The organism is Spiroplasma endosymbiont of Acasis viretata (genome assembly GCF_964031275.1).
GTDB classification, from domain to species: domain Bacteria; phylum Bacillota_I; class Bacilli_A; order Mycoplasmatales; family VBWQ01; genus Spiroplasma_E; species Spiroplasma_E ixodetis_A.
Genome location: NZ_OZ035019.1, coordinates 1,428,193 through 1,448,156, shown reverse-complemented (window position 1 = coordinate 1,448,156; position 19,964 = coordinate 1,428,193). Strand labels below are relative to the sequence as shown.

Below are 19,964 nucleotides of genomic sequence, written 5' to 3'. Positions count from 1 at the left end.
AGTGTTATAGTATAATTAATAATATTAGAAGGAAGTGACAAAGTGTTCAAATCGTTAAGAAATTATCATTTAATAATGATTGTTTGATTAGTAGTTGAAATTTTAATTGGCTTGACTTATTTTATTGTTAATATTGAGACAGCAGAACAAGTGGTCACTATTACTGTAATTTTAAGTTTAGTTTTAGGTAATTTTATTATTGTTTGTCTTTATATTTTTTTATTTAGTTTATGAATTCGTCATCGTTATATTAACACAGCCGAAATCATAAAATTAAATAATGCACAAGCTTTAACTTTTGGTAGTGTTGGTATGATTGTTTTGGATAGTGATTTATCAATTATGTGAGTAAGTGAATTTTTAGAAGATAAAGGTTTAGGTAGATTAATTGGAAAATCAATTGTTAAACTATCAAGAGATTTAGAACAATTAATTAGTAATAATATTACTCAAATTACACTTAAAATTGAAGATATGCTTTATGATGCTATTTATTTAGTACAAACTAGAACAATTTTGTTACAAGAAACAACTAAATATCATTTCTTATATAATAAATTACAGCAAGAAAAATTAGTTTTTGGTGTAATTAGTATTGATAATTTTTATAATTCTTTACAAAAATTAAGAGTTGAGAATCAAATTCGTGTTGAAGCATTTATTAAAACTGAATTAAATGATTTTGCTAATAATTATTCAGGTTTATTATTAGGTAATATTGAAGATGGTTACAATATTTTACTTTATCAAAATGAATTTAATAAAGCAAGAAATGATAACTTTCCACTTATTAAAAATATTCGAGAAGGTGTTAAAAAATTTAAAGCAGATATTACGTTATCTGCTGGTTTCTCTTATGGTAATGCTATTAGTAAAGATCTATATGATTTGGCTATTGAAAGTAAAGAGTTAGCAGTTTATCGTGGTGGTGATCAAGTAGTTATTCGTGAATTTGGTGGTAATACAGTTTTTATTGGAGGTACTATTGAAGCAAAACAATCAGAATCTAAAATTAATATTAGAATGTTTGCACAATCATTATATAATGAAATAAAATTAGCAGAAAACATTTTAGTTATGGGACATGCGGCTGCTGATTTTGATAGTATTTCTTCAGGAACAGCTATTATTGAAATTGCTAAAAGTTTAAATAAAAGTGCTCATTATGTTATTAATCAAAATGAAGTTGATGAAAAAACATTAAAAATTCTTCATGAACTTGTTCCTGAAAGTTATATTAGTCGTAATTTTATTACTGGTAAACAAGCACTTAAATTTCTTCATGCAAATACTTTATTAATTGTTGTTGATACTCATAATCCACAACGCGTTGATAGTCCTGATTTATTAAGTAAAGCTGTAAAAATTATTGTTATTGATCATCATCGTGTTTCTGATGAATCAATTAGTAGCACTATTACTTCTTATATTGATGCAGGAACTTCTTCAACAGCTGAAGCAATGACAGAAATTATTTATTATAATGATTTTAATAATATTGAATCAGAATTTTTATGAAATATAATGTTTGCAGGTATTTTAATTGATACTAATAATTTCCAAGTAAGAACAACAAGAAGAACTTTTGAAGCTTGTGGATTATTAACTGATTGAGGAGCTTCTCCTTCTAAAGTTAAAGGATTATTGAAAAATAGTTTAAATGAACTAATTGATAAATTTGCTTTAATTAGTCACGCCCAAGAAATTAAAAAAGGATTTTTAGTTGCTGTTGGTGATGAAAACTTAGAAGTACATACTTCATATTTAGCCCAAATTTCAGAAATGTTGTTAGACTTACGTGATTGTAAAGCATCATTTACTATTGCTTATGATCGTCAAGGACGTGCCTGTTTATCAGCACGAAGCAACGGTGAAATAAATGTTCAAATTATTTGTGAAAACTTAGGTGGTGGTGGTCACTTTAGTGCTGCTGCTGTCCAAAGTAGTAAATTGGGAATTAGAGCATTGTATGATGAATTGGTAAAACTAATTGAAAGTGGCGTATATCAAAGTGAGAGTGCTACTACTGAAAGGTATTAAAAATTATTAAAATAGAAAGTGAGATGTTTACAATGAAAGTTGTACTTTTAACGGATGTTAAAAATTATGGTAAAAAAGGTGAAGTTGTTAATGTTAGTGATGGTTATGGTAAAAATTATTTATTACCTAGAAAATTAGCTGTAATTGCTACATCAGAAGCATTAAAAATTAATCAAAAAGTAATTGAAAATAAAAAAATACAACGAGAAATGGAATTAGAAGATTTACAAAAAATTAAAGAACAATTAGCTTTAATTACTTTACAATTTAAATTAAAAAGTAATAATGGTAAAGTTTCTGGTGCTATTTCTTCAAAACAAATTTGTGAACAACTAGTGCAAAAATATAACATTAAAATTGATAAACATAAATTTGTTAAATTTAATCCTATTAATGAATTAGGTATAACTAACATTAATATTAAATTAGATGTTGCAATTATTGCACAATTAAAGGTTGAAGTTTTAGGAGAATAATTATGTCTAACAATGGTCAATATATAAATAATGCAGAAGTTAATGTTTTAAGTGCGATGATTCAATCATCACCAGCATGTGAAAGTGCATTAAATTTATTGGCACCACATGACTTTACAATTAATTCTAATCAAATTATTTTTAAAACAATTACCAATCTTTATAAAAATAATTCCGGTATTGATGTAACAACTATTGCCGAAGAATTAGTTAAGCAAAATAATTTGGATAAAATTGGTGGAATTGAATATTTATCTTCTTTAGTGGCTCAATATATTACTGATGCTAATTTAAAAGAACACATTGATATTTTGATTGAAAGAACTACTAAACGACAATTAGAAAATGCTTTAAAAAATATTGGTAAAGAGTTACAAAGTGAAAAGTCAATTAATGAAGTTTTAATTGCTGCTGAAGCTCAAATTGTACAAGTAAGTAGTGAACGTAATCATGAAGAGATGTTGCCAATTAGTGAACACATTGATGATGTGGTAACTAAAATTGAACAACTACAAAAATCAACAGTTAATATTACTGGTACAAGTTCAGGTATTAACAATTTGGATATGATTACTAGTGGTTTTCAACGAGGTGACTTAATTATTTTAGCAGCTAGACCTTCAATGGGTAAAACCGCCTTAGCACTTAATTTTGCTTTAAATGCTGCTAATGAACAAGATAATAAAAACGATGTTGTTGTTATTTTTTCATTAGAAATGCCAAAAGATCAATTAATTACAAGAATGATTTCTTGTCAAGGACATTTTGATGCTAATCGTTTACGTAATAAGTCTAAATTTACACAGGCTGATTGAAATCGTATTAGTGCTACTGCTGAGCAATTGAAACAAAAAAGAATTATTATTGATGATACACCTGGTTTAAGAGTTTTAGAGTTGCAAACTAAATTAAGAAAATTAAGTCGTGAAAATAGCATTAAGTTAGTAATTATTGATTATTTACAGTTATTAACTGGTAGAGATAGTGAATCACGTCAACAAGAAGTTTCAAATATTTCTCGTAGTTTAAAAATTTTGGCAAGAGAATTAAGAGTACCAATTGTTTGTTTATCACAATTATCAAGAATGGTGGAGAGACGTGAAGAAAAACGTCCTTTAATGTCTGATTTACGTGAGTCAGGGGCTATTGAACAAGATGCTGATGTAATTATGTTTTTATATCGTGATGATTATTATAAGGAAAAAAATAGCGAAGAAACAACAAGTTCACAAGAAAGTAATCTTGCTGAAATTCTTATTTCTAAACATCGAAACGGCCCGACAGGAAAAGTAGTAACTGTTTTTATTCCAAAATGAGGTAAGTTTGAAAATTATACAGGATAAAAATAATAAAAAACCTAAAATTAAATTTTAGGTTTTTTTGAAAGAAGGGTGGTTGGCCCTTAATTACTGGACCATTTTTGATATAAAATTCTAAATTTTAATTTGTAAAATTGGTGGTTTTAGAAATTTAGAATGTATTCTTTCATAATTATAAAACATAACATATTGATTTACATCATTTATAGCTTCATTGATGGATAAATATTGATTTGATCCTTTAGGTAGTCATTCTTGAGATAAATGAGAAAATCAGTTTTCAGATAATACATTACCACCAATATCATAAGGTTGTTTTTTGCTTAAAATTATTTGTTTATCCTCTGCTCATTTTGTGATATCTTGACAATAAAATTCGTTGGCGTTATCTGAATGTAAAATAACATTTTTTACTTGATTTCAAGAAAATTGTTTGTTGATTTTTTCAAGAGCAGGAAGAATTAAATCCTGATATGATTTATTAGGAGCAATATGGTGGTTGGCCCTTAATTACTGGACCATTTTTGATATAAAATTCTAAATTTTAATTTGTAAAATTGGTGGTTTTAGAAATTTAGAATGTATTCTTTCATAATTATAAAACATAACATATTGATTTACATCATTTATAGCTTCATTGATGGATAAATATTGATTTGATCCTTTAGGTAGTCATTCTTGAGATAAATGAGAAAATCAGTTTTCAGATAATACATTACCACCAATATCATAAGGTTGTTTTTTGCTTAAAATTATTTGTTTATCCTCTGCTCATTTTGTGATATCTTGACAATAAAATTCGTTGGCGTTATCTGAATGTAAAATAACATTTTTTATTTGATTTCAAGAAAATTGTTTGTTGATTTTTTCAAGAGCAGGAAGAATTAAATCCTGATATGATTTATTAGGAGCAATATTATAACTAACAACATTATTTGAATAAAAATCAATAATTACAAAAAGATATAATCATCCTTCTTTAGTATTTATTTGTTTAGTGTCCATTGATCAAATTTGATTTGAAGAGGTTGTACTTTTATAATCTTTGTTTACTTTATCCATTGTAGGTATTCACTTATTTGGATTTTTTTTGTTTTTAGGATAGTTATTTTTAGTTTGTTTTAATCCTTGAATATTGTGTTCTTTCATAATTTTTCGCATTTGTTTTATTGATAATTCTATATTTAAAATGATATTTTTTTCTTGTTTTAATCACTCTTTAAAAGCTGAAAAAATTCTTAAATATCCATAAATTCTGCCTTTTCTTGTAGAATGAAATTCGATTAAAAGTTGGCATATTTTTTGATATTTATGATTGCATTTAATAATATGATTTTCTTCTTTTTTAATAGGTTTTTGTTTATTTTTTAAAAAGTAATATGTTGATCTGTTTAATTGAAGATATTGACATAGGTTTCTAATTGAATATTGATTTTTACGGTGGTTGGCCCTTAATTACTGGACCATTTTTGATATAAAATTCTAAATTTTAATTTGTAAAATTGGTGGTTTTAGAAATTTAGAATGTATTCTTTCATAATTATAAAACATAACATATTGATTTACATCATTTATAGCTTCATTGATGGATAAATATTGATTTGATCCTTTAGGTAGTCATTCTTGAGATAAATGAGAAAATCAGTTTTCAGATAATACATTACCACCAATATCATAAGGTTGTTTTTTGCTTAAAATTATTTGTTTATCCTCTGCTCATTTTGTGATATCTTGACAATAAAATTCGTTGGCGTTATCTGAATGTAAAATAACATTTTTTATTTGATTTCAAGAAAATTGTTTGTTGATTTTTTCAAGAGCAGGAAGAATTAAATCCTGATATGATTTATTAGGAGCAATATTATAACTAACAACATTATTTGAATAAAAATCAATAATTACAAAAAGATATAATCATCCTTCTTTAGTATTTATTTGTTTAGTGTCCATTGATCAAATTTGATTTGAAGAGGTTGTACTTTTATAATCTTTGTTTACTTTATCCATTGTAGGTATTCACTTATTTGGATTTTTTTTGTTTTTAGGATAGTTATTTTTAGTTTGTTTTAATCCTTGAATATTGTGTTCTTTCATAATTTTTCGCATTTGTTTTATTGATAATTCTATATTTAAAATGATATTTTTTTCTTGTTTTAATCACTCTTTAAAAGCTGAAAAAATTCTTAAATATCCATAAATTCTGCCTTTTCTTGTAGAATGAAATTCGATTAAAAGTTGGCATATTTTTTGATATTTATGATTGCATTTAATAATATGATTTTCTTCTTTTTTAATAGGTTTTTGTTTATTTTTTAAAAAGTAATATGTTGATCTGTTTAATTGAAGATATTGACATAGGTTTCTAATTGAATATTGATTTTTACAATCATCAATAATTTTAATTTTTTCTTTGATATTTAATTTGTTAATTACTAATGCTATTTGTTTAATTTTATCCATTAATAAAAATCCTTTCAGGTTAAAATTAGTGTTAATTATATAACACAATTGTTTTTAGAATACATTCAGGTTTTTTAAATTAATGGTCTAGTAAAAAGGGCTAAGTGGCAAGTGGCAAGTGGCAAGTGGCTATAAACGAAATTATCGTTCAAAAAATAAATAAATTAGCCAGAGATGGCAAAGCTGTTATTATAGTTCCACATAATGCTAATATTGGAGTTAGAACACTGCCATATTTAACAATTTACAGAGAATTAAATAAAAACCAAAATACTGAAAATAAGACATATTTAGGAAATTCATTTAAAGAAACTATGCATAATATTCAAAATGAAGAAACTGATTTTATTTGAGCAGATATTTGTGAAAAAATTTTAGAAGGTGGAGAGGAAGCATTTAATGACAGATCAAATTACTATGGAAAATAATTATCTTTATAAAATAGAGTTAAAAGATAAAGAAAATATTTTAATTGTAAAAAATTTAATTACAAATGAGGATATTAATTTATCTTTATTTAATGCTAATGAACAAGAAATATCAAATATTTTTGAAAATGTTACAAATAATTTATGAAATATAGAAGAAAAAGATTTAGAAAAAAGCGAAATAATTAATTTATCTTTAATTAAAGAAGATAAAGAAAATATAAATAATCAAATAGTTTTAACATTTGCAAATATATTTAATAGAGAAATTAAATTAATTAAAGAAGATATTTTAAAAATAAAAAAAGAATTATTAATTTAAAATTGTAACACCATATTCCCCACTTAGAGTTAAACTTTTAAGTGGGGTATTTTTTATTTACTTAGTAAAATTAATGTAGTATTAATTAATTTTTAAAAGCAGAATAGGAAATTGATATCAATACAAGAACAAATTAGTATTGTTTTTTATCACAAAAATTAGTTGATGTTTTTAAAAGAGCATTAGAAGATTTAAAGTTTGAATATGAAGATAAAGAAACATTCCATTCAAAATCAAAAAAAGGAAAATTAATAATATCTTTGGTGATTTTAACTTATAGCCATCAATCGATATAAACATTGAGATAAATATAAATATCGTTATGTTTATCTTTCTAATTTAGCATTAGGTATTAAAAAATATCAAAGCAGTACTAATCATTTACAAATTAAAGTTTTATCTTTAATTACTGAAAGTAAATATTTTTTATTGTATTTAATTAACTGAAAAATGTATCAATTATGTAAATAATATTTTTTTATTCATATAAAAACAATTTTTAAGTTTTAGATTTCAATAGAATATATAATAGACTTGGTGCAAAACATTTAATTTTAATAATTTAATGATTATTATCAATATCAAAGGTTTTGCACCAAGTCTAATTTAAAAAAAATAAAATTCATGATATCTAGTTAATTGAATTAGAACACATTTTTACAACATAATCTACCAAAATAAAAACTCTATCCATCATTAATATTTATTTGCTTTTTTATATTGTTAATGATATTATTTTTAAGTACTTTTTATTAATAGTAATTTTATAAGTGAGGTGAAACCATGGCAAAAGCAAGCATCCATCCAGAGTATTTTCAAACTAAAGTAACATGTATAACATGTAGCAATAATTTTATAAGTGGTTCAACTAAGGGTAAAGAAATCCGTGTTGATACATGTTCAAGTTGTCATCCATTTTATACTGGAAAACAATCATTTGTTTCAGCAAAAGGAAGAGTTGAACGCTTTAATACAAAAGCAAGTAAACAAGTTGAAACAAAAACAAAAACTGTTGAAATAAACAAAGCAAAACCACAAAATACTAAAACTATTGTATTAGAAACAGCAAAAGATGTTCTAAAACTAACTGATACTAAACAAGTTAAAAAATAATTTTAATTAAACTAGAAACTAATCATAGTTTCTTTTTTTATACTAGACTTGGTGCAAAACTAAGGTAATTCAAAATTATATATTCCTGCTATTAAATTAAATCTTAATGCAAATCTTCGTATTTTATTGGGATATTTTAAAGTTAAAATTTTAAAACGTTTTAGTTTAGCAAATAAGTGTTTAATTTTAATTATAATTTTGCTTAAATTTTTATTGTATTCTTTTTGAATTGGTATTAATTTATTGTATTTACTTTTTTTAAATGGCAAAAATGTATTTTTATGAATATTTTGTATTCCTTGATAACCTGAATCAACAAAAACTTGTTTTTCTGGATGAATAAAAGTTTTAGATTTTAAAAGTAATTTAAAATCATGAATGCTTCCAAAACAAAAAGCGGTTGAAATAATTTTTCCATTTAAAATATCAATAATTATTTGCGATTTAAGAGTATGATGTTTGTTTTTACCCGAAAAAAGTAATTTTAGTTTTTTTTAATTCTTTCAATTGGAGTTTCAGTAGCATCAATAGCTAGTAAAGTATTATTGATTCCTTTATTTTTGATTAAATCTTTTTTGCCAGATAAATTAAAAATTCCACTTTTTATTAAAGTATTTTCAATTCAAAAAATATTACGAATGCAGCTAGTATGACTAATATTATATCTTTTTGCAATAACTCTATAACTACTATACTCTTTTCAGTATTCTAATGTCATTAATAAACGATTTTCTATTGATAATTTATTAGGTTTACCACCAACTGCTTTTTTAATTGCTTCAGCTTTTTTTAAAATTTCAACCATTTTTTGAAATGTTTGTAGTTTTATTCCCACTAAACTATAAAATTCTTGTTCATCTTTGTATTTTTTTAACATAATAATTATCACCTTTGATATTAATAATAACCGTTAAATTATTAAAATTAAAGGTTTTGCACCAAGTCTACTCTAAAAATAAAATTATTTACAGACATATTTAACATTAATTAAGTTAAAATATTGTATGTATACAACCCAATAAATATAGAATATAATTTTAATAGTATATGAAATAAAAAACTTTAAGGTAGGGAATGGTTTTATGGAAAAATCATCTGATTTTAATAAATTGGTAATAAGTAAAGGTATTAGATATAATACTGAGCAAACTAGTAACTTTAATTTTAGTATTATTAATTTATCCGTTGAAAAAGCCGTAAAAGATTGAAGTTTTGAAGGAAAATATCCTAGTTGCTTGGCAATTTTTAGTAATGATGAAGATAATATTGAAAAATTAATTAATGCTCTAGCAGGTTCTTCTGCTATTATGGAGGGTAAAATTTTAATTGATGATATTGATGTTACTTATAATAGTATTGGTTTTGAACGAAAAATGGCTTATGTTAGTATGCATTTACAGAGTTGAAATAAATTATTTAGTATTCAACGTAACTTAGCAAGAACAGCAGTTACTAATAAACCTTTTTTACAAGAAATAAGTAATATTAATCAAAAAATTAAGACTGATATTGAAAACTTAAAAAATACAGGTTTAAATTTAGACAGTGGTTATTTTAAAGAAAAATTAATTAATATTATTAAAAATTTTATTAATGAGACACAAAGCACTTGTAATAATTTTATTAAAGAATATCAATATCAAATTAATCATTTTCATAAAAACTTTGCTCAAGAGAAATTTAATTTTGCTGGAAGTGAAAAATTAACAGATATTCTAATTAAAAAATTCACTGCCGAAGAAAAAAATATTATTGCAAATAATAACTTATTATTTTTACAATCTTTGCAAGATCGTATTTCTAGTTTGGAAAGTTTAGTGGGACCATGTTTTTGTGGATGTAATCCACCAAAAGAAAGAAAATGAGAGTTTCAACTACGAGAAATTAGTTTTGTTATTAAAGAAATAAATAATTATTTAAATAGAGAGATTAGTACTACTAGAAGTGAAATTAGAACTACATTAAAAACTTGTAACAATCATAATCAAAATTTTAATAGTGAACTTAATCATTTAGTTTCATATCAACAAATTAAATGTACTCGTAGTCAAATTGATCAAATTTTAGACCAGTGAATTGACTTAGCAGAAGTACAAAGAATTAAATTTAATATGAAACAAGATTTTGTGGCAATGCAACTTTTACCAGATGAAATGCATTTACTTTTAAAAAATATTAAAGATGAAATTAAAATCTATCATGATAAAATTTTAAAAAATCCACAGTTACAAGATAAAGAAACATATCAACAACAATTACAAACTTTATATTCACAGTTAATTGATGTCCGTGATTTAATTAGTGAAAATATTGTTATGATATTTAAACATTTAGATCTAAGTCATTTATTGTCACTACGTTTAACACAATTAACAATAGTAGAGCAACAAATAATAAAAATCATTCAACAATTAATTGTGTCTACTAAAATTTTAATTTTACATAACCCATTTGAACTTTTAAATGTTGATAATAAAGAACAATTAGCAAATTGAATTAAAAAATTACAAAAATTTTTGAAAATAATTATTATTTTTACAACTAATAATCAAGTTGATATTAATTTATTAGCAACTAATGTTACTGTTATTGAAAATGAAATAATTATTCAACAAGGAAATGTTAGTGAGATCACTGATAAACCATTATCTTTAAATTTATTAAAAGAAATAAATGAACAGCATATTAATATCGCAAAGGGAGAATGAAATGCTCATAATTTATATTTTTATAATGTAAATTTAGGTAAGTTTGGTGCTAAAACCGCTTCTACTATTGCTTTTAAATCAAATGCCATTTTGTTTAGTGCAAAGAAACCACGATTTACTTTTTTAAAAAATTCAATTATTATTAATGGTGTTATTAAAAATATTACTAAAGTTGATGATAAAAAAGCATATTTATTGGTTGAAACTACTAAATCAGAACAATTTGAAGTTTTAACTAATAATAATGATAATTTAGAAGTGGGAACTGTTGGTTGAATTAGTATTACTAAAAATTCAATTTTTGTTTTTGATGATGAAACAAAGCAATTAATTGGTACATGATAGAAAGGATATATAATATGAATAAGTTTAAAAAAGAAGCACAAGCAATTTATGAATTAATAAAAATTAGTAATCCAATTATTATTCATTGTCATATTAATCCTGATGGAGATGCTTTGGGTTCACAATGAGGATTAAAAAAAATTATTGAAGATAATTTTGAAAATAAAAAAGTACTTGTTCCAGGTGAAACAAATGAACATATGGCATCATTATTTCCACAACCAACTTTTGTTAAAAAAGAAGATTATGAAAATGCACTAGTAATAGTCACTGATACAGCTAATCGCGAACGAATTAGTGGCGAATTTTGAGAAGAAGGAAAAAAGATAATTAAAATTGATCATCATCCAATTGTTGATAAATATGGTGATATTGATTTAATTGAAGAAAAGGCTTCTGCTGCTTGCCAAGTAGTGGCAAAATGAGCACAAGTATTGAATTTAAAAGTTTCTGCTTTAGCAGCTAGAAATTTATTTCTTGGTTTAGTTACTGATTCTGGTAGATTTTTGTATCGCTCTGTTAATGAAGAAACTTTTCAGATTGCTAGTTTTTTAGTTAAACAAAATTTTAATTTATTAGACTTATATCAAAGTTTATATATTCAGAATTTAAAAATCGCAAGATTGAAAGGATATATATTATCAAATTTTAAAATTACTGATAATGGTGTTGCTTATATAATATTTAACGATAAAATAATTACTGACTTACAAACAAAAATTATTACTCAAAATAAAATATTAAATATTAAAGGTGAAGTTGTTTTAACTAGAGAAGATTTAACTAGCCAAGTTAATGTAATGTCAAATATTGATGGTATTAAAATTTGATTAATTGCTGCTTATGATCAAATGAATAGTAAAATCAAAGTTAGTGTTCGTAGTGCAAGATGAATAATTAATGATACTATTGCCAAGTTTGGTGGTGGTGGTCATCAGACAGCAGCTGGTGCATATTTACAAAATATTAATGAAGTTGAAAAATTGATTGATAGTTTAGATAAAATTGCTAGTAAATCACCAGAATTAACAAACAATTAAAATTAGAGATGGAGTTGGATATAAATGTATAGTCGTTATAATGAGGGATGAATTGAAGTAATTACTGGTTGTATGTTTGCTGGAAAAACCGAAGAGTTTATGCGACGTATAAATCGTTTACAGTATGCTAAACGCAAAGTGCTAGTTTTTAAACCCAAGGTTGATATTCGTTATGATGCTAAAAAAGTAGTAAGTCATAAAGGAGTATCTATCACAGCGATAGTAATTGATGATCCAATGCAAATATTAAAACATGTAGATAAAGAAATAGAAGCAGTTGCAATTGATGAAGTACAATTTTTTAAACCATCAATTATTGAAGTGATTAAAACATTAGCAAATCAAAATAAGCAAGTTATTGTTGCGGGTTTAGATCAAGATTTTCGTGGTGAACCATTTCCTGTTACTAAAGAATTATTAGCCTTAGCAGAATTTGTAACTAAATTAGATGCTGTTTGTGTAAAATGTGGTAAAGCAGCAACAAGGACACAACGTATTATTAATGGCCGAGAAGCTAGATATGATGATGAAATTATTTTAATTGGTGCGCAAGAACAATATGAAGCTCGATGTCGTAGTCATCATCGTGTCTTAACAAATAATCAGAATAGATAAATCAGGTGTGATATTATGAATGAAAAAACATTAGAACAGTTAATGCAACTTACTAAAAAATATAGTGAAATTGAAAAGCAGTTAGAAAATCCCGAATTAATTCCTCGTGATAAATACACTCAATTAACAAAAGAACATAGTAGATTAGAACCAATTATTGAACAATATTGAAAATATGAAAAAATTAACAAAGAAATTATTGAAGCAAAAAAGGCATTAGCAACCGAACAGGATCAAGAACTTTGTGAAATGCTTAAAATAGATATTAAAGGAAATGAAATAGAATTAGAAAAAGCAGAAAATGAATTAAAACTAACACTAATTCCTAAAGATATAAATGATGATAAAAATGTTATTATTGAAATCAGAGGAGCTGTTGGTGGTGATGAAGCAAATATTTTTGCTGGTGATTTATATCGTATGTATAGTAAGTATTGTGAAATTCAACGATGAAAAATTGAAACTATTGAGGCAAAGGAAGCAATAAATGGTGGATTTAGTTATATTGCTTTTATGGTTAAAGGTAAACATGTATTTGCTAAATTAAAGTTTGAAGCTGGTGGACATCGTGTTCAGAGAGTTCCAAAAACCGAATCACAAGGACGAGTTCATACTTCAATTGCAACGGTTGCTGTATTGCCAGAAGTTAATGAAGTTGAAATTAAAATAAATAATTCTGATTTAAGAATTGATACTTATCGTTCTAGTGGTGCTGGTGGTCAACATGTTAATACTACCGATTCAGCAATTAGAATTACTCATATTCCAACGGGTGTTGTTGTAACTTCACAGGACGGACGAAGTCAACATGATAATAAAGATAAAGCAATGCGGGTATTAAGAGCTAAACTTTATGAAAAAAAAGTTGAAGAAGAACAGGGAAGAATTGGTAATTTAAGAAAAACAGCTGTTGGTAGCGGTGATCGTTCAGAAAAAATTAGAACATACAATTATCCACAAAATAGAGTAACCGATCATCGGATTGGATTATCTTTATTAAAGTTAGATCGTATTATGGAAGGTAATATTGATGAAATTATTATTGCTTTAATTAGTAGTGAACAAAAAGAAAAATTAGAAAATATTGATGAAAATATTACAGTAGACTTGGTGCAAAACCTTTAATTTTAATAATTTAACGGTTATTATTAATATCAAAGGTGATAATTATTATGTTAAAAAAATACAAAGATGAACAAGAATTTTATAGTTTAGTGGGAATAAAACTACAAACATTTCAAAAAATGGTTGAAATTTTAAAAAAAGCTGAAGCAATTAAAAAAGCAGTTGGTGGTAAACCTAATAAATTATCAATAGAAAATCGTTTATTAATGACATTAGAATACTGAAAAGAGTATAGTAGTTATAGAGTTATTGCAAAAAGATATAATATTAGTCATACTAGCTGCATTCGTAATATTTTTTGAATTGAAAATACTTTAATAAAAAGTGGAATTTTTAATTTATCTGGCAAAAAAGATTTAATCAAAAATAAAGGAATCAATAATAATTTACTAGCTATTGATACTACTGAAACTCCAATTGAAAGAATTAAAAAAAACTAAAATTACTTTTTTCGGGTAAAAACAAACATCATACTCTTAAATCGCAAATAATTATTGATATTTTAAATGGAAAAATTATTTCAACCGCTTTTTGTTTTGGAAGCATTCATGATTTTAAATTACTTTTAAAATCTAAAACTTTTATTCATCTAGAAAAACAAGTTTTTGTTGATTCAGGTTATCAAGGAATACAAAATATTCATAAAAATACATTTTTGCCATTTAAAAAAAGTAAATACAATAAATTAATACCAATTCAAAAAGAATACAATAAAACTTTAAGCAAAATTAGAATTAAAATTGAACACGTATTTGCTAAACTAAAACGTTTTAAAATTTTAACTTTAAAATATCGCAATAAAATACGAAGATTTGCATTAAGATTTAATTTAATAGCAGGAATATATAATTTTGAATTACCTTAGTTTTGCACCAAGTCTAGTATTAAAGTAAAGAAGGAAGAAATTATTATGGATTTTAAGATTTTAGACTCTAGAACAAAAATTTTGTTTTTAATATCAGTTATTTTTTTATATGCGACATTAGGAACATTTATTACATTAACTTTTAGTAGTGGTATTATTCACATTTTATTTTTAGTTTTAACATTATGATTTGCTAGTGCATCTAGTTTAATTTTTCATTATTTATTATGAAAAAATTTAGAATTTTTACGAAATATTAATGGTAACAATATTAATAATTTTGGTTTTATTATTAGTATTTGTAGTTACATTATTCTTTTTCCAATTATTTGTTTATTAACAATTAGTTTTTTATTTATTTTTAGTATTATTGTTTTAATTCTCGTTGTTAATAATTTAATAAAAAAAACTTCAAGAAATAATAATTCATCTGTTAATTTTCAATAAAATATTTATTTTTGGAGTATAAATTAATGACTTATAGAGATTATCTTTTATTAGCAAAAAAAATTAATAAAAAAAATGAACAAATTAATAAGATAATTTTATTAAAGTTTATTAATAAAGATTTATCTTGATTATATGCAAATCTTAGTCAAACAATAGCAATAGATTTTTTAGAATCATATTTACAACTAGTTAAAAAATTTGTTGCTGGCTATCCTTTACAATATATTATTGGTTATCAATGATTTCTTGATCATAAGTTTGTTGTTGATAATAGAGTATTAATTCCTCGTAATGAAACTGAAGAACTAGTTAAAAATGTTTTTGTCTATGCACAAAACATTTTTAATAATGATAATTTAAAAGTATTAGATTTAGGAACAGGTAGTGGTGCTATTGCTATTAGTTTAGCGTTAAAGAAACCTAATTGAAATATAGTAGCAAGTGATATTAGCAAAGATGCATTAACTATTGCTAAGATTAATAATGATAATTTTAACCTAAAAAATATTAATTTTGTTGAAAGCGATATATTTACAAATCTTAAAAATCATAAATTTAATATTATTATTTCAAATCCGCCATATATTGATGAGACAGCGAATACTTTTTCAAAACATAATTTACAATATGAACCAAAATTAGCTTTATTTGCTGATCATAAAGGATTATATTTTTATGAAGTAATTTTTCAACAATGTCATGCAGTTTTAGAAAAATCTTTTTTATTAGCATTTGAATTTGGTTTTGATCAAAAAGAAGCACTAACTATTCTTATTAAAAAGTATTTACCACAATATAATTACAAATTTATTAAAGATATTAATAATAAATGAAGAATGCTATTTATTTGGCAAACATTATAACATATAAAAACAATTTAAGAACAATAATTTTGTCACTCAAAAGGTGACTATTTTATTTTTTGAAAAGGAAAATCTCATTTAATCTTTCAATTAGGATAACGGGGGCAGTTTTAATGTGGCGTATCATTGAAATATTAAAATATTTTCAGTATTCTTGTTCGGTTAATATAGCATTTCTAATGCAAAAATTTAATGTTACATTTCGAACTTTACAAAGAAATATTACTTTTATTAATACAATGTTAATAAAAATTAGTAATTGCAATATGGTGGTTGGCCCTTAATTACTGGACCATTTTTGATATAAAATTCTAAATTTTAATTTGTAAAATTGGTGGTTTTAGAAATTTAGAATGTATTCTTTCATAATTATAAAACATAACATATTGATTTACATCATTTATAGCTTCATTGATGGATAAATATTGATTTGATCCTTTAGGTAGTCATTCTTGAGATAAATGAGAAAATCAGTTTTCAGATAATACATTACCACCAATATCATAAGGTTGTTTTTTGCTTAAAATTATTTGTTTATCCTCTGCTCATTTTGTGATATCTTGACAATAAAATTCGTTGGCGTTATCTGAATGTAAAATAACATTTTTTATTTGATTTCAAGAAAATTGTTTGTTGATTTTTTCAAGAGCAGGAAGAATTAAATCCTGATATGATTTATTAGGAGCAATATTATAACTAACAACATTATTTGAATAAAAATCAATAATTACAAAAAGATATAATCATCCTTCTTTAGTATTTATTTGTTTAGTGTCCATTGATCAAATTTGATTTGAAGAGGTTGTACTTTTATAATCTTTGTTTACTTTATCCATTGTAGGTATTCACTTATTTGGATTTTTTTTGTTTTTAGGATAGTTATTTTTAGTTTGTTTTAATCCTTGAATATTGTGTTCTTTCATAATTTTTCGCATTTGTTTTATTGATAATTCTATATTTAAAATGATATTTTTTTCTTGTTTTAATCACTCTTTAAAAGCTGAAAAAAGGTGGTTGGCCCTTAATTACTGGACCATTTTTGATATAAAATTCTAAATTTTAATTTGTAAAATTGGTGGTTTTAGAAATTTAGAATGTATTCTTTCATAATTATAAAACATAACATATTGATTTACATCATTTATAGCTTCATTGATGGATAAATATTGATTTGATCCTTTAGGTAGTCATTCTTGAGATAAATGAGAAAATCAGTTTTCAGATAATACATTACCACCAATATCATAAGGTTGTTTTTTGCTTAAAATTATTTGTTTATCCTCTGCTCATTTTGTGATATCTTGACAATAAAATTCGTTGGCGTTATCTGAATGTAAAATAACATTTTTTATTTGATTTCAAGAAAATTATTTGTTGATTTTTTCAAGAGCAGGAAGAATTAAATCCTGATATGATTTATTAGGAGCAATATTATAACTAACAACATTATTTGAATAAAAATCAATAATTACAAAAAGATATAATCATCCTTCTTTAGTATTTATTTGTTTAGTGTCCATTGATCAAATTTGATTTGAAGAGGTTGTACTTTTATAATCTTTGTTTACTTTATCCATTGTAGGTATTCACTTATTTGGATTTTTTTTGTTTTTAGGATAGTTATTTTTAGTTTGTTTTAATCCTTGAATATTGTGTTCTTTCATAATTTTTCGCATTTGTTTTATTGATAATTCTATATTTAAAATGATATTTTTTTCTTGTTTTAATCACTCTTTAAAAGCTGAAAAAAGGTGGTTGGCCCTTAATTACTGGACCATTTTTGATATAAAATTCTAAATTTTAATTTGTAAAATTGGTGGTTTTAGAAATTTAGAATGTATTCTTTCATAATTATAAAACATAACATATTGATTTACATCATTTATAGCTTCATTGATGGATAAATATTGATTTGATCCTTTAGGTAGTCATTCTTGAGATAAATGAGAAAATCAGTTTTCAGATAATACATTACCACCAATATCATAAGGTTGTTTTTTGCTTAAAATTATTTGTTTATCCTCTGCTCATTTTGTGATATCTTGACAATAAAATTCGTTGGCGTTATCTGAATGTAAAATAACATTTTTTATTTGATTTCAAGAAAATTGTTTGTTGATTTTTTCAAGAGCAGGAAGAATTAAATCCTGATATGATTTATTAGGAGCAATATTATAACTAACAACATTATTTGAATAAAAATCAATAATTACAAAAAGATATAATCATCCTTCTTTAGTATTTATTTGTTTAGTGTCCATTGATCAAATTTGATTTGAAGAGGTTGTACTTTTATAATCTTTGTTTACTTTATCCATTGTAGGTATTCACTTATTTGGATTTTTTTTGTTTTTAGGATAGTTATTTTTAGTTTGTTTTAATCCTTGAATATTGTGTTCTTTCATAATTTTTCGCATTTGTTTTATTGATAATTCTATATTTAAAATGATATTTTTTTCTTGTTTTAATCACTCTTTAAAAGCTGAAAAAATTCTTAAATATCCATAAATTCTGCCTTTTCTTGTAGAATGAAATTCGATTAAAAGTTGGCATATTTTTTGATATTTATGATTGCATTTAATAATATGATTTTCTTCTTTTTTAATAGGTTTTTGTTTATTTTTTAAAAAGTAATATGTTGATCTGTTTAATTGAAGATATTGACATAGGTTTCTAATTGAATATTGATTTTTACAATCATCAATAATTTTAATTTTTTCTTTGATATTTAATTTGTTAATTACTAATGCTATTTGTTTAATTTTATCCATTAATAAAAATCCTTTCAGGTTAAAATTAGTGTTAATTATATAACACAATTGTTTTTAGAATACATTCAGGTTTTTTAAATTAATGGTCTAGTAAAAAGGGCTAAGTGGCAAGTGGCTTATTTGATTTCACTGAACCACACTATCAAGCAATTGCACATAGTTATTTATTAATTCTTTTAGAAACTTTGGTAAGCAACAAAATTGAAATGACTTTATCAAACATTATTAAATATTTTTCAAAAGAAAATTTAATAAACTTAATTGATAGTAATGATCAAAATTATGATTATTTAACCACATTTAAAAATGATGATATCCAAGGTTTAGAAAATAGATTAAATGTTTATAACGAACAATTAAATCAAAGTATTGGTTTAAAAAATGATTTTTCTTCAATCGTTAAAAATCATAAAGTTATTTTATTTTCTTTAAATTCATTAGACTATCCTCAATTAGCTAGCAACATTGGTAAATTACTAATTCAAGATTTAAAAGAGTTTGCTTCTATAAAACCAAGAGAACAACAAATTAATATTATTCTTGATGAATTTAATGTTTTTGCAAGCGATAGCATTATCAATTTAATTAATAAAACTAGAAGTTTTAACTATCAATGCTTTTTATGCTTTCAAACCATTAATGATTTGAAAACTGATAATAAAGATTTAACAGACACTATTTTTGGAAACACAGCTAACATTATTGCTCATAATGTTAAAGACCCAAATAGTGCTGAATACCTTGCCAAAGTCTTTGGAACTAAAACTTCTCAAAAAATTACTAAGCAATATGATACCAAAAATAAGAAAAGTTCAAAAGGTTCTATTCGTGAAGTTGAAGAATATATTGTTCATCCAAATGATTTAAAAAAATTAAAAATTGGACAAGCATACTGCAAGATAATTTTAGAAAATTCAATCCATTTTATCGACAAAATTATCATTGAAAAAGATTAAAGAAAAGTTAAAGAATGAATTTGAACTTTATATAGTTATTTCTCCCCAACTTATAAAGCAATTTCATT

The 19,964-nt window shown here is 24.1% G+C and carries 22 protein-coding genes; 15 read left to right on the top strand and 7 right to left on the bottom strand.

Annotation, left to right across the window (positions count from 1 at the left end):
• Nucleotides 1–42 precede the first annotated feature (42 nt).
• Genes AAHM96_RS08110 through dnaB form a run of 3 tightly spaced genes read left to right on the top strand, consistent with a single transcriptional unit; the run spans nt 43 to nt 3,859 of the window.
• A complete protein-coding gene (locus AAHM96_RS08110; RefSeq protein WP_252320081.1) occupies nt 43–2,040 on the top strand; it encodes a DHH family phosphoesterase in 1,998 nt (665 codons plus the stop codon).
• Between the two features lie 32 nt (nt 2,041–2,072).
• Complete coding sequence (gene rplI, locus AAHM96_RS08105; protein ID WP_342266512.1) at nt 2,073–2,516, top strand: 50S ribosomal protein L9; 444 nt, start codon at nt 2,073–2,075, stop codon at nt 2,514–2,516.
• Nucleotides 2,517–2,518: 2 nt separating this feature from the next.
• Complete coding sequence (dnaB, locus tag AAHM96_RS08100) at nt 2,519–3,859, top strand: replicative DNA helicase (RefSeq protein WP_338974284.1); 1,341 nt, start codon at nt 2,519–2,521, stop codon at nt 3,857–3,859.
• A gap of 513 nt (nt 3,860–4,372) precedes the next feature.
• Here the strand turns inward: dnaB and AAHM96_RS08095 are convergent.
• Complete coding sequence (locus AAHM96_RS08095) at nt 4,373–4,996, bottom strand: DDE-type integrase/transposase/recombinase (protein WP_342272751.1); 624 nt, start codon at nt 4,994–4,996, stop codon at nt 4,373–4,375.
• Nucleotides 4,997–5,317: 321 nt separating this feature from the next.
• Nucleotides 5,318–6,295, bottom strand: a complete 978-nt coding sequence (locus AAHM96_RS08090) for an IS3 family transposase (RefSeq protein WP_342272797.1) — start codon at nt 6,293–6,295, stop codon at nt 5,318–5,320.
• Between the two features lie 104 nt (nt 6,296–6,399).
• On the opposite strand from AAHM96_RS08090, the gene AAHM96_RS08085 reads away from it, so the two are divergent.
• The 3 genes from AAHM96_RS08085 to rpmE all read left to right on the top strand — a co-directional run bounded on the left by AAHM96_RS08085 (nt 6,400) and on the right by rpmE (nt 8,158).
• Entirely contained in the window at nt 6,400–6,723 is a 324-nt protein-coding gene (locus tag AAHM96_RS08085) for a hypothetical protein (protein ID WP_342273186.1), read from the top strand.
• Nucleotides 6,695–7,045: a hypothetical protein gene (locus tag AAHM96_RS08080; protein ID WP_338975727.1), complete on the top strand. Its 351-nt coding sequence runs from the start codon at nt 6,695–6,697 to the stop codon at nt 7,043–7,045. Before AAHM96_RS08085 ends, AAHM96_RS08080 begins: the two co-directional genes overlap by 29 nt.
• Before the next feature lie 783 nt (nt 7,046–7,828).
• A complete protein-coding gene (gene rpmE, locus AAHM96_RS08655; RefSeq protein ID WP_422397324.1) occupies nt 7,829–8,158 on the top strand; it encodes a 50S ribosomal protein L31 in 330 nt (109 codons plus the stop codon).
• Between the two features lie 59 nt (nt 8,159–8,217).
• Here the strand turns inward: rpmE and AAHM96_RS08070 are convergent, their stop codons facing one another.
• Together AAHM96_RS08070 and AAHM96_RS08065 are read right to left on the bottom strand one after the other, a co-directional pair.
• On the bottom strand, nt 8,218–8,640 hold the full coding sequence (locus tag AAHM96_RS08070) for a transposase family protein (RefSeq protein WP_342273749.1): 423 nt from the start codon (nt 8,638–8,640) through the stop codon (nt 8,218–8,220).
• Between the two features lie 2 nt (nt 8,641–8,642).
• Complete coding sequence (locus tag AAHM96_RS08065) at nt 8,643–9,035, bottom strand: transposase family protein (RefSeq protein WP_342272745.1); 393 nt, start codon at nt 9,033–9,035, stop codon at nt 8,643–8,645.
• A gap of 205 nt (nt 9,036–9,240) precedes the next feature.
• Here AAHM96_RS08065 and AAHM96_RS08060 point away from each other — a divergent pair, with 205 nt between their 5' ends.
• The 8 genes from AAHM96_RS08060 to prmC are packed head-to-tail and all read left to right on the top strand — an operon-like array spanning nt 9,241 to nt 16,169.
• Nucleotides 9,241–11,211 (top strand): hypothetical protein, encoded by a 1,971-nt coding sequence (locus tag AAHM96_RS08060; RefSeq protein ID WP_342273185.1) that lies wholly within the window; start codon nt 9,241–9,243, stop codon nt 11,209–11,211.
• 14 nt (nt 11,212–11,225) lie between these two features.
• Nucleotides 11,226–12,251: a bifunctional oligoribonuclease/PAP phosphatase NrnA gene (locus tag AAHM96_RS08055; RefSeq protein WP_342273184.1), complete on the top strand. Its 1,026-nt coding sequence runs from the start codon at nt 11,226–11,228 to the stop codon at nt 12,249–12,251.
• Between the two features lie 24 nt (nt 12,252–12,275).
• Nucleotides 12,276–12,866 (top strand): thymidine kinase, encoded by a 591-nt coding sequence (locus AAHM96_RS08050; RefSeq protein WP_281749194.1) that lies wholly within the window; start codon nt 12,276–12,278, stop codon nt 12,864–12,866.
• 15 nt (nt 12,867–12,881) lie between these two features.
• The gene (gene prfA / locus AAHM96_RS08045) at nt 12,882–13,991 is read left to right on the top strand and encodes a peptide chain release factor 1 (protein WP_342273183.1); all 1,110 of its coding nucleotides are present in this window, start codon (nt 12,882–12,884) and stop codon (nt 13,989–13,991) included.
• Between the two features lie 47 nt (nt 13,992–14,038).
• A complete protein-coding gene (locus tag AAHM96_RS08040) occupies nt 14,039–14,431 on the top strand; it encodes a transposase family protein (protein ID WP_342273182.1) in 393 nt (130 codons plus the stop codon).
• A 2-nt stretch (nt 14,432–14,433) separates the two neighbouring features.
• Nucleotides 14,434–14,856: a transposase family protein gene (locus AAHM96_RS08035; protein WP_342273704.1), complete on the top strand. Its 423-nt coding sequence runs from the start codon at nt 14,434–14,436 to the stop codon at nt 14,854–14,856.
• 45 nt (nt 14,857–14,901) lie between these two features.
• Complete coding sequence (locus AAHM96_RS08030; protein WP_252320576.1) at nt 14,902–15,303, top strand: hypothetical protein; 402 nt, start codon at nt 14,902–14,904, stop codon at nt 15,301–15,303.
• Between the two features lie 26 nt (nt 15,304–15,329).
• Nucleotides 15,330–16,169, top strand: coding sequence for a peptide chain release factor N(5)-glutamine methyltransferase (prmC, locus tag AAHM96_RS08025; RefSeq protein ID WP_281749192.1), 840 nt, complete (start codon nt 15,330–15,332; stop codon nt 16,167–16,169).
• A gap of 311 nt (nt 16,170–16,480) precedes the next feature.
• Here prmC and AAHM96_RS08020 read toward each other — a convergent pair whose 3' ends face one another.
• From AAHM96_RS08020 to AAHM96_RS08010, 3 genes are all read right to left on the bottom strand, one after another.
• Complete coding sequence (locus tag AAHM96_RS08020; RefSeq protein WP_342272751.1) at nt 16,481–17,104, bottom strand: DDE-type integrase/transposase/recombinase; 624 nt, start codon at nt 17,102–17,104, stop codon at nt 16,481–16,483.
• Between the two features lie 432 nt (nt 17,105–17,536).
• Nucleotides 17,537–17,845 (bottom strand): DDE-type integrase/transposase/recombinase, encoded by a 309-nt coding sequence (locus tag AAHM96_RS08015; RefSeq protein ID WP_342273181.1) that lies wholly within the window; start codon nt 17,843–17,845, stop codon nt 17,537–17,539.
• Between the two features lie 117 nt (nt 17,846–17,962).
• Nucleotides 17,963–18,940, bottom strand: a complete 978-nt coding sequence (locus AAHM96_RS08010) for an IS3 family transposase (protein WP_342272797.1) — start codon at nt 18,938–18,940, stop codon at nt 17,963–17,965.
• A gap of 104 nt (nt 18,941–19,044) precedes the next feature.
• Here AAHM96_RS08010 and AAHM96_RS08005 point away from each other — a divergent pair, with 104 nt between their 5' ends.
• Nucleotides 19,045–19,896, top strand: a complete 852-nt coding sequence (locus AAHM96_RS08005) for a type IV secretory system conjugative DNA transfer family protein (RefSeq protein WP_342273180.1) — start codon at nt 19,045–19,047, stop codon at nt 19,894–19,896.
• The last annotated feature ends 68 nt before the right edge of the window (nt 19,897–19,964 follow it).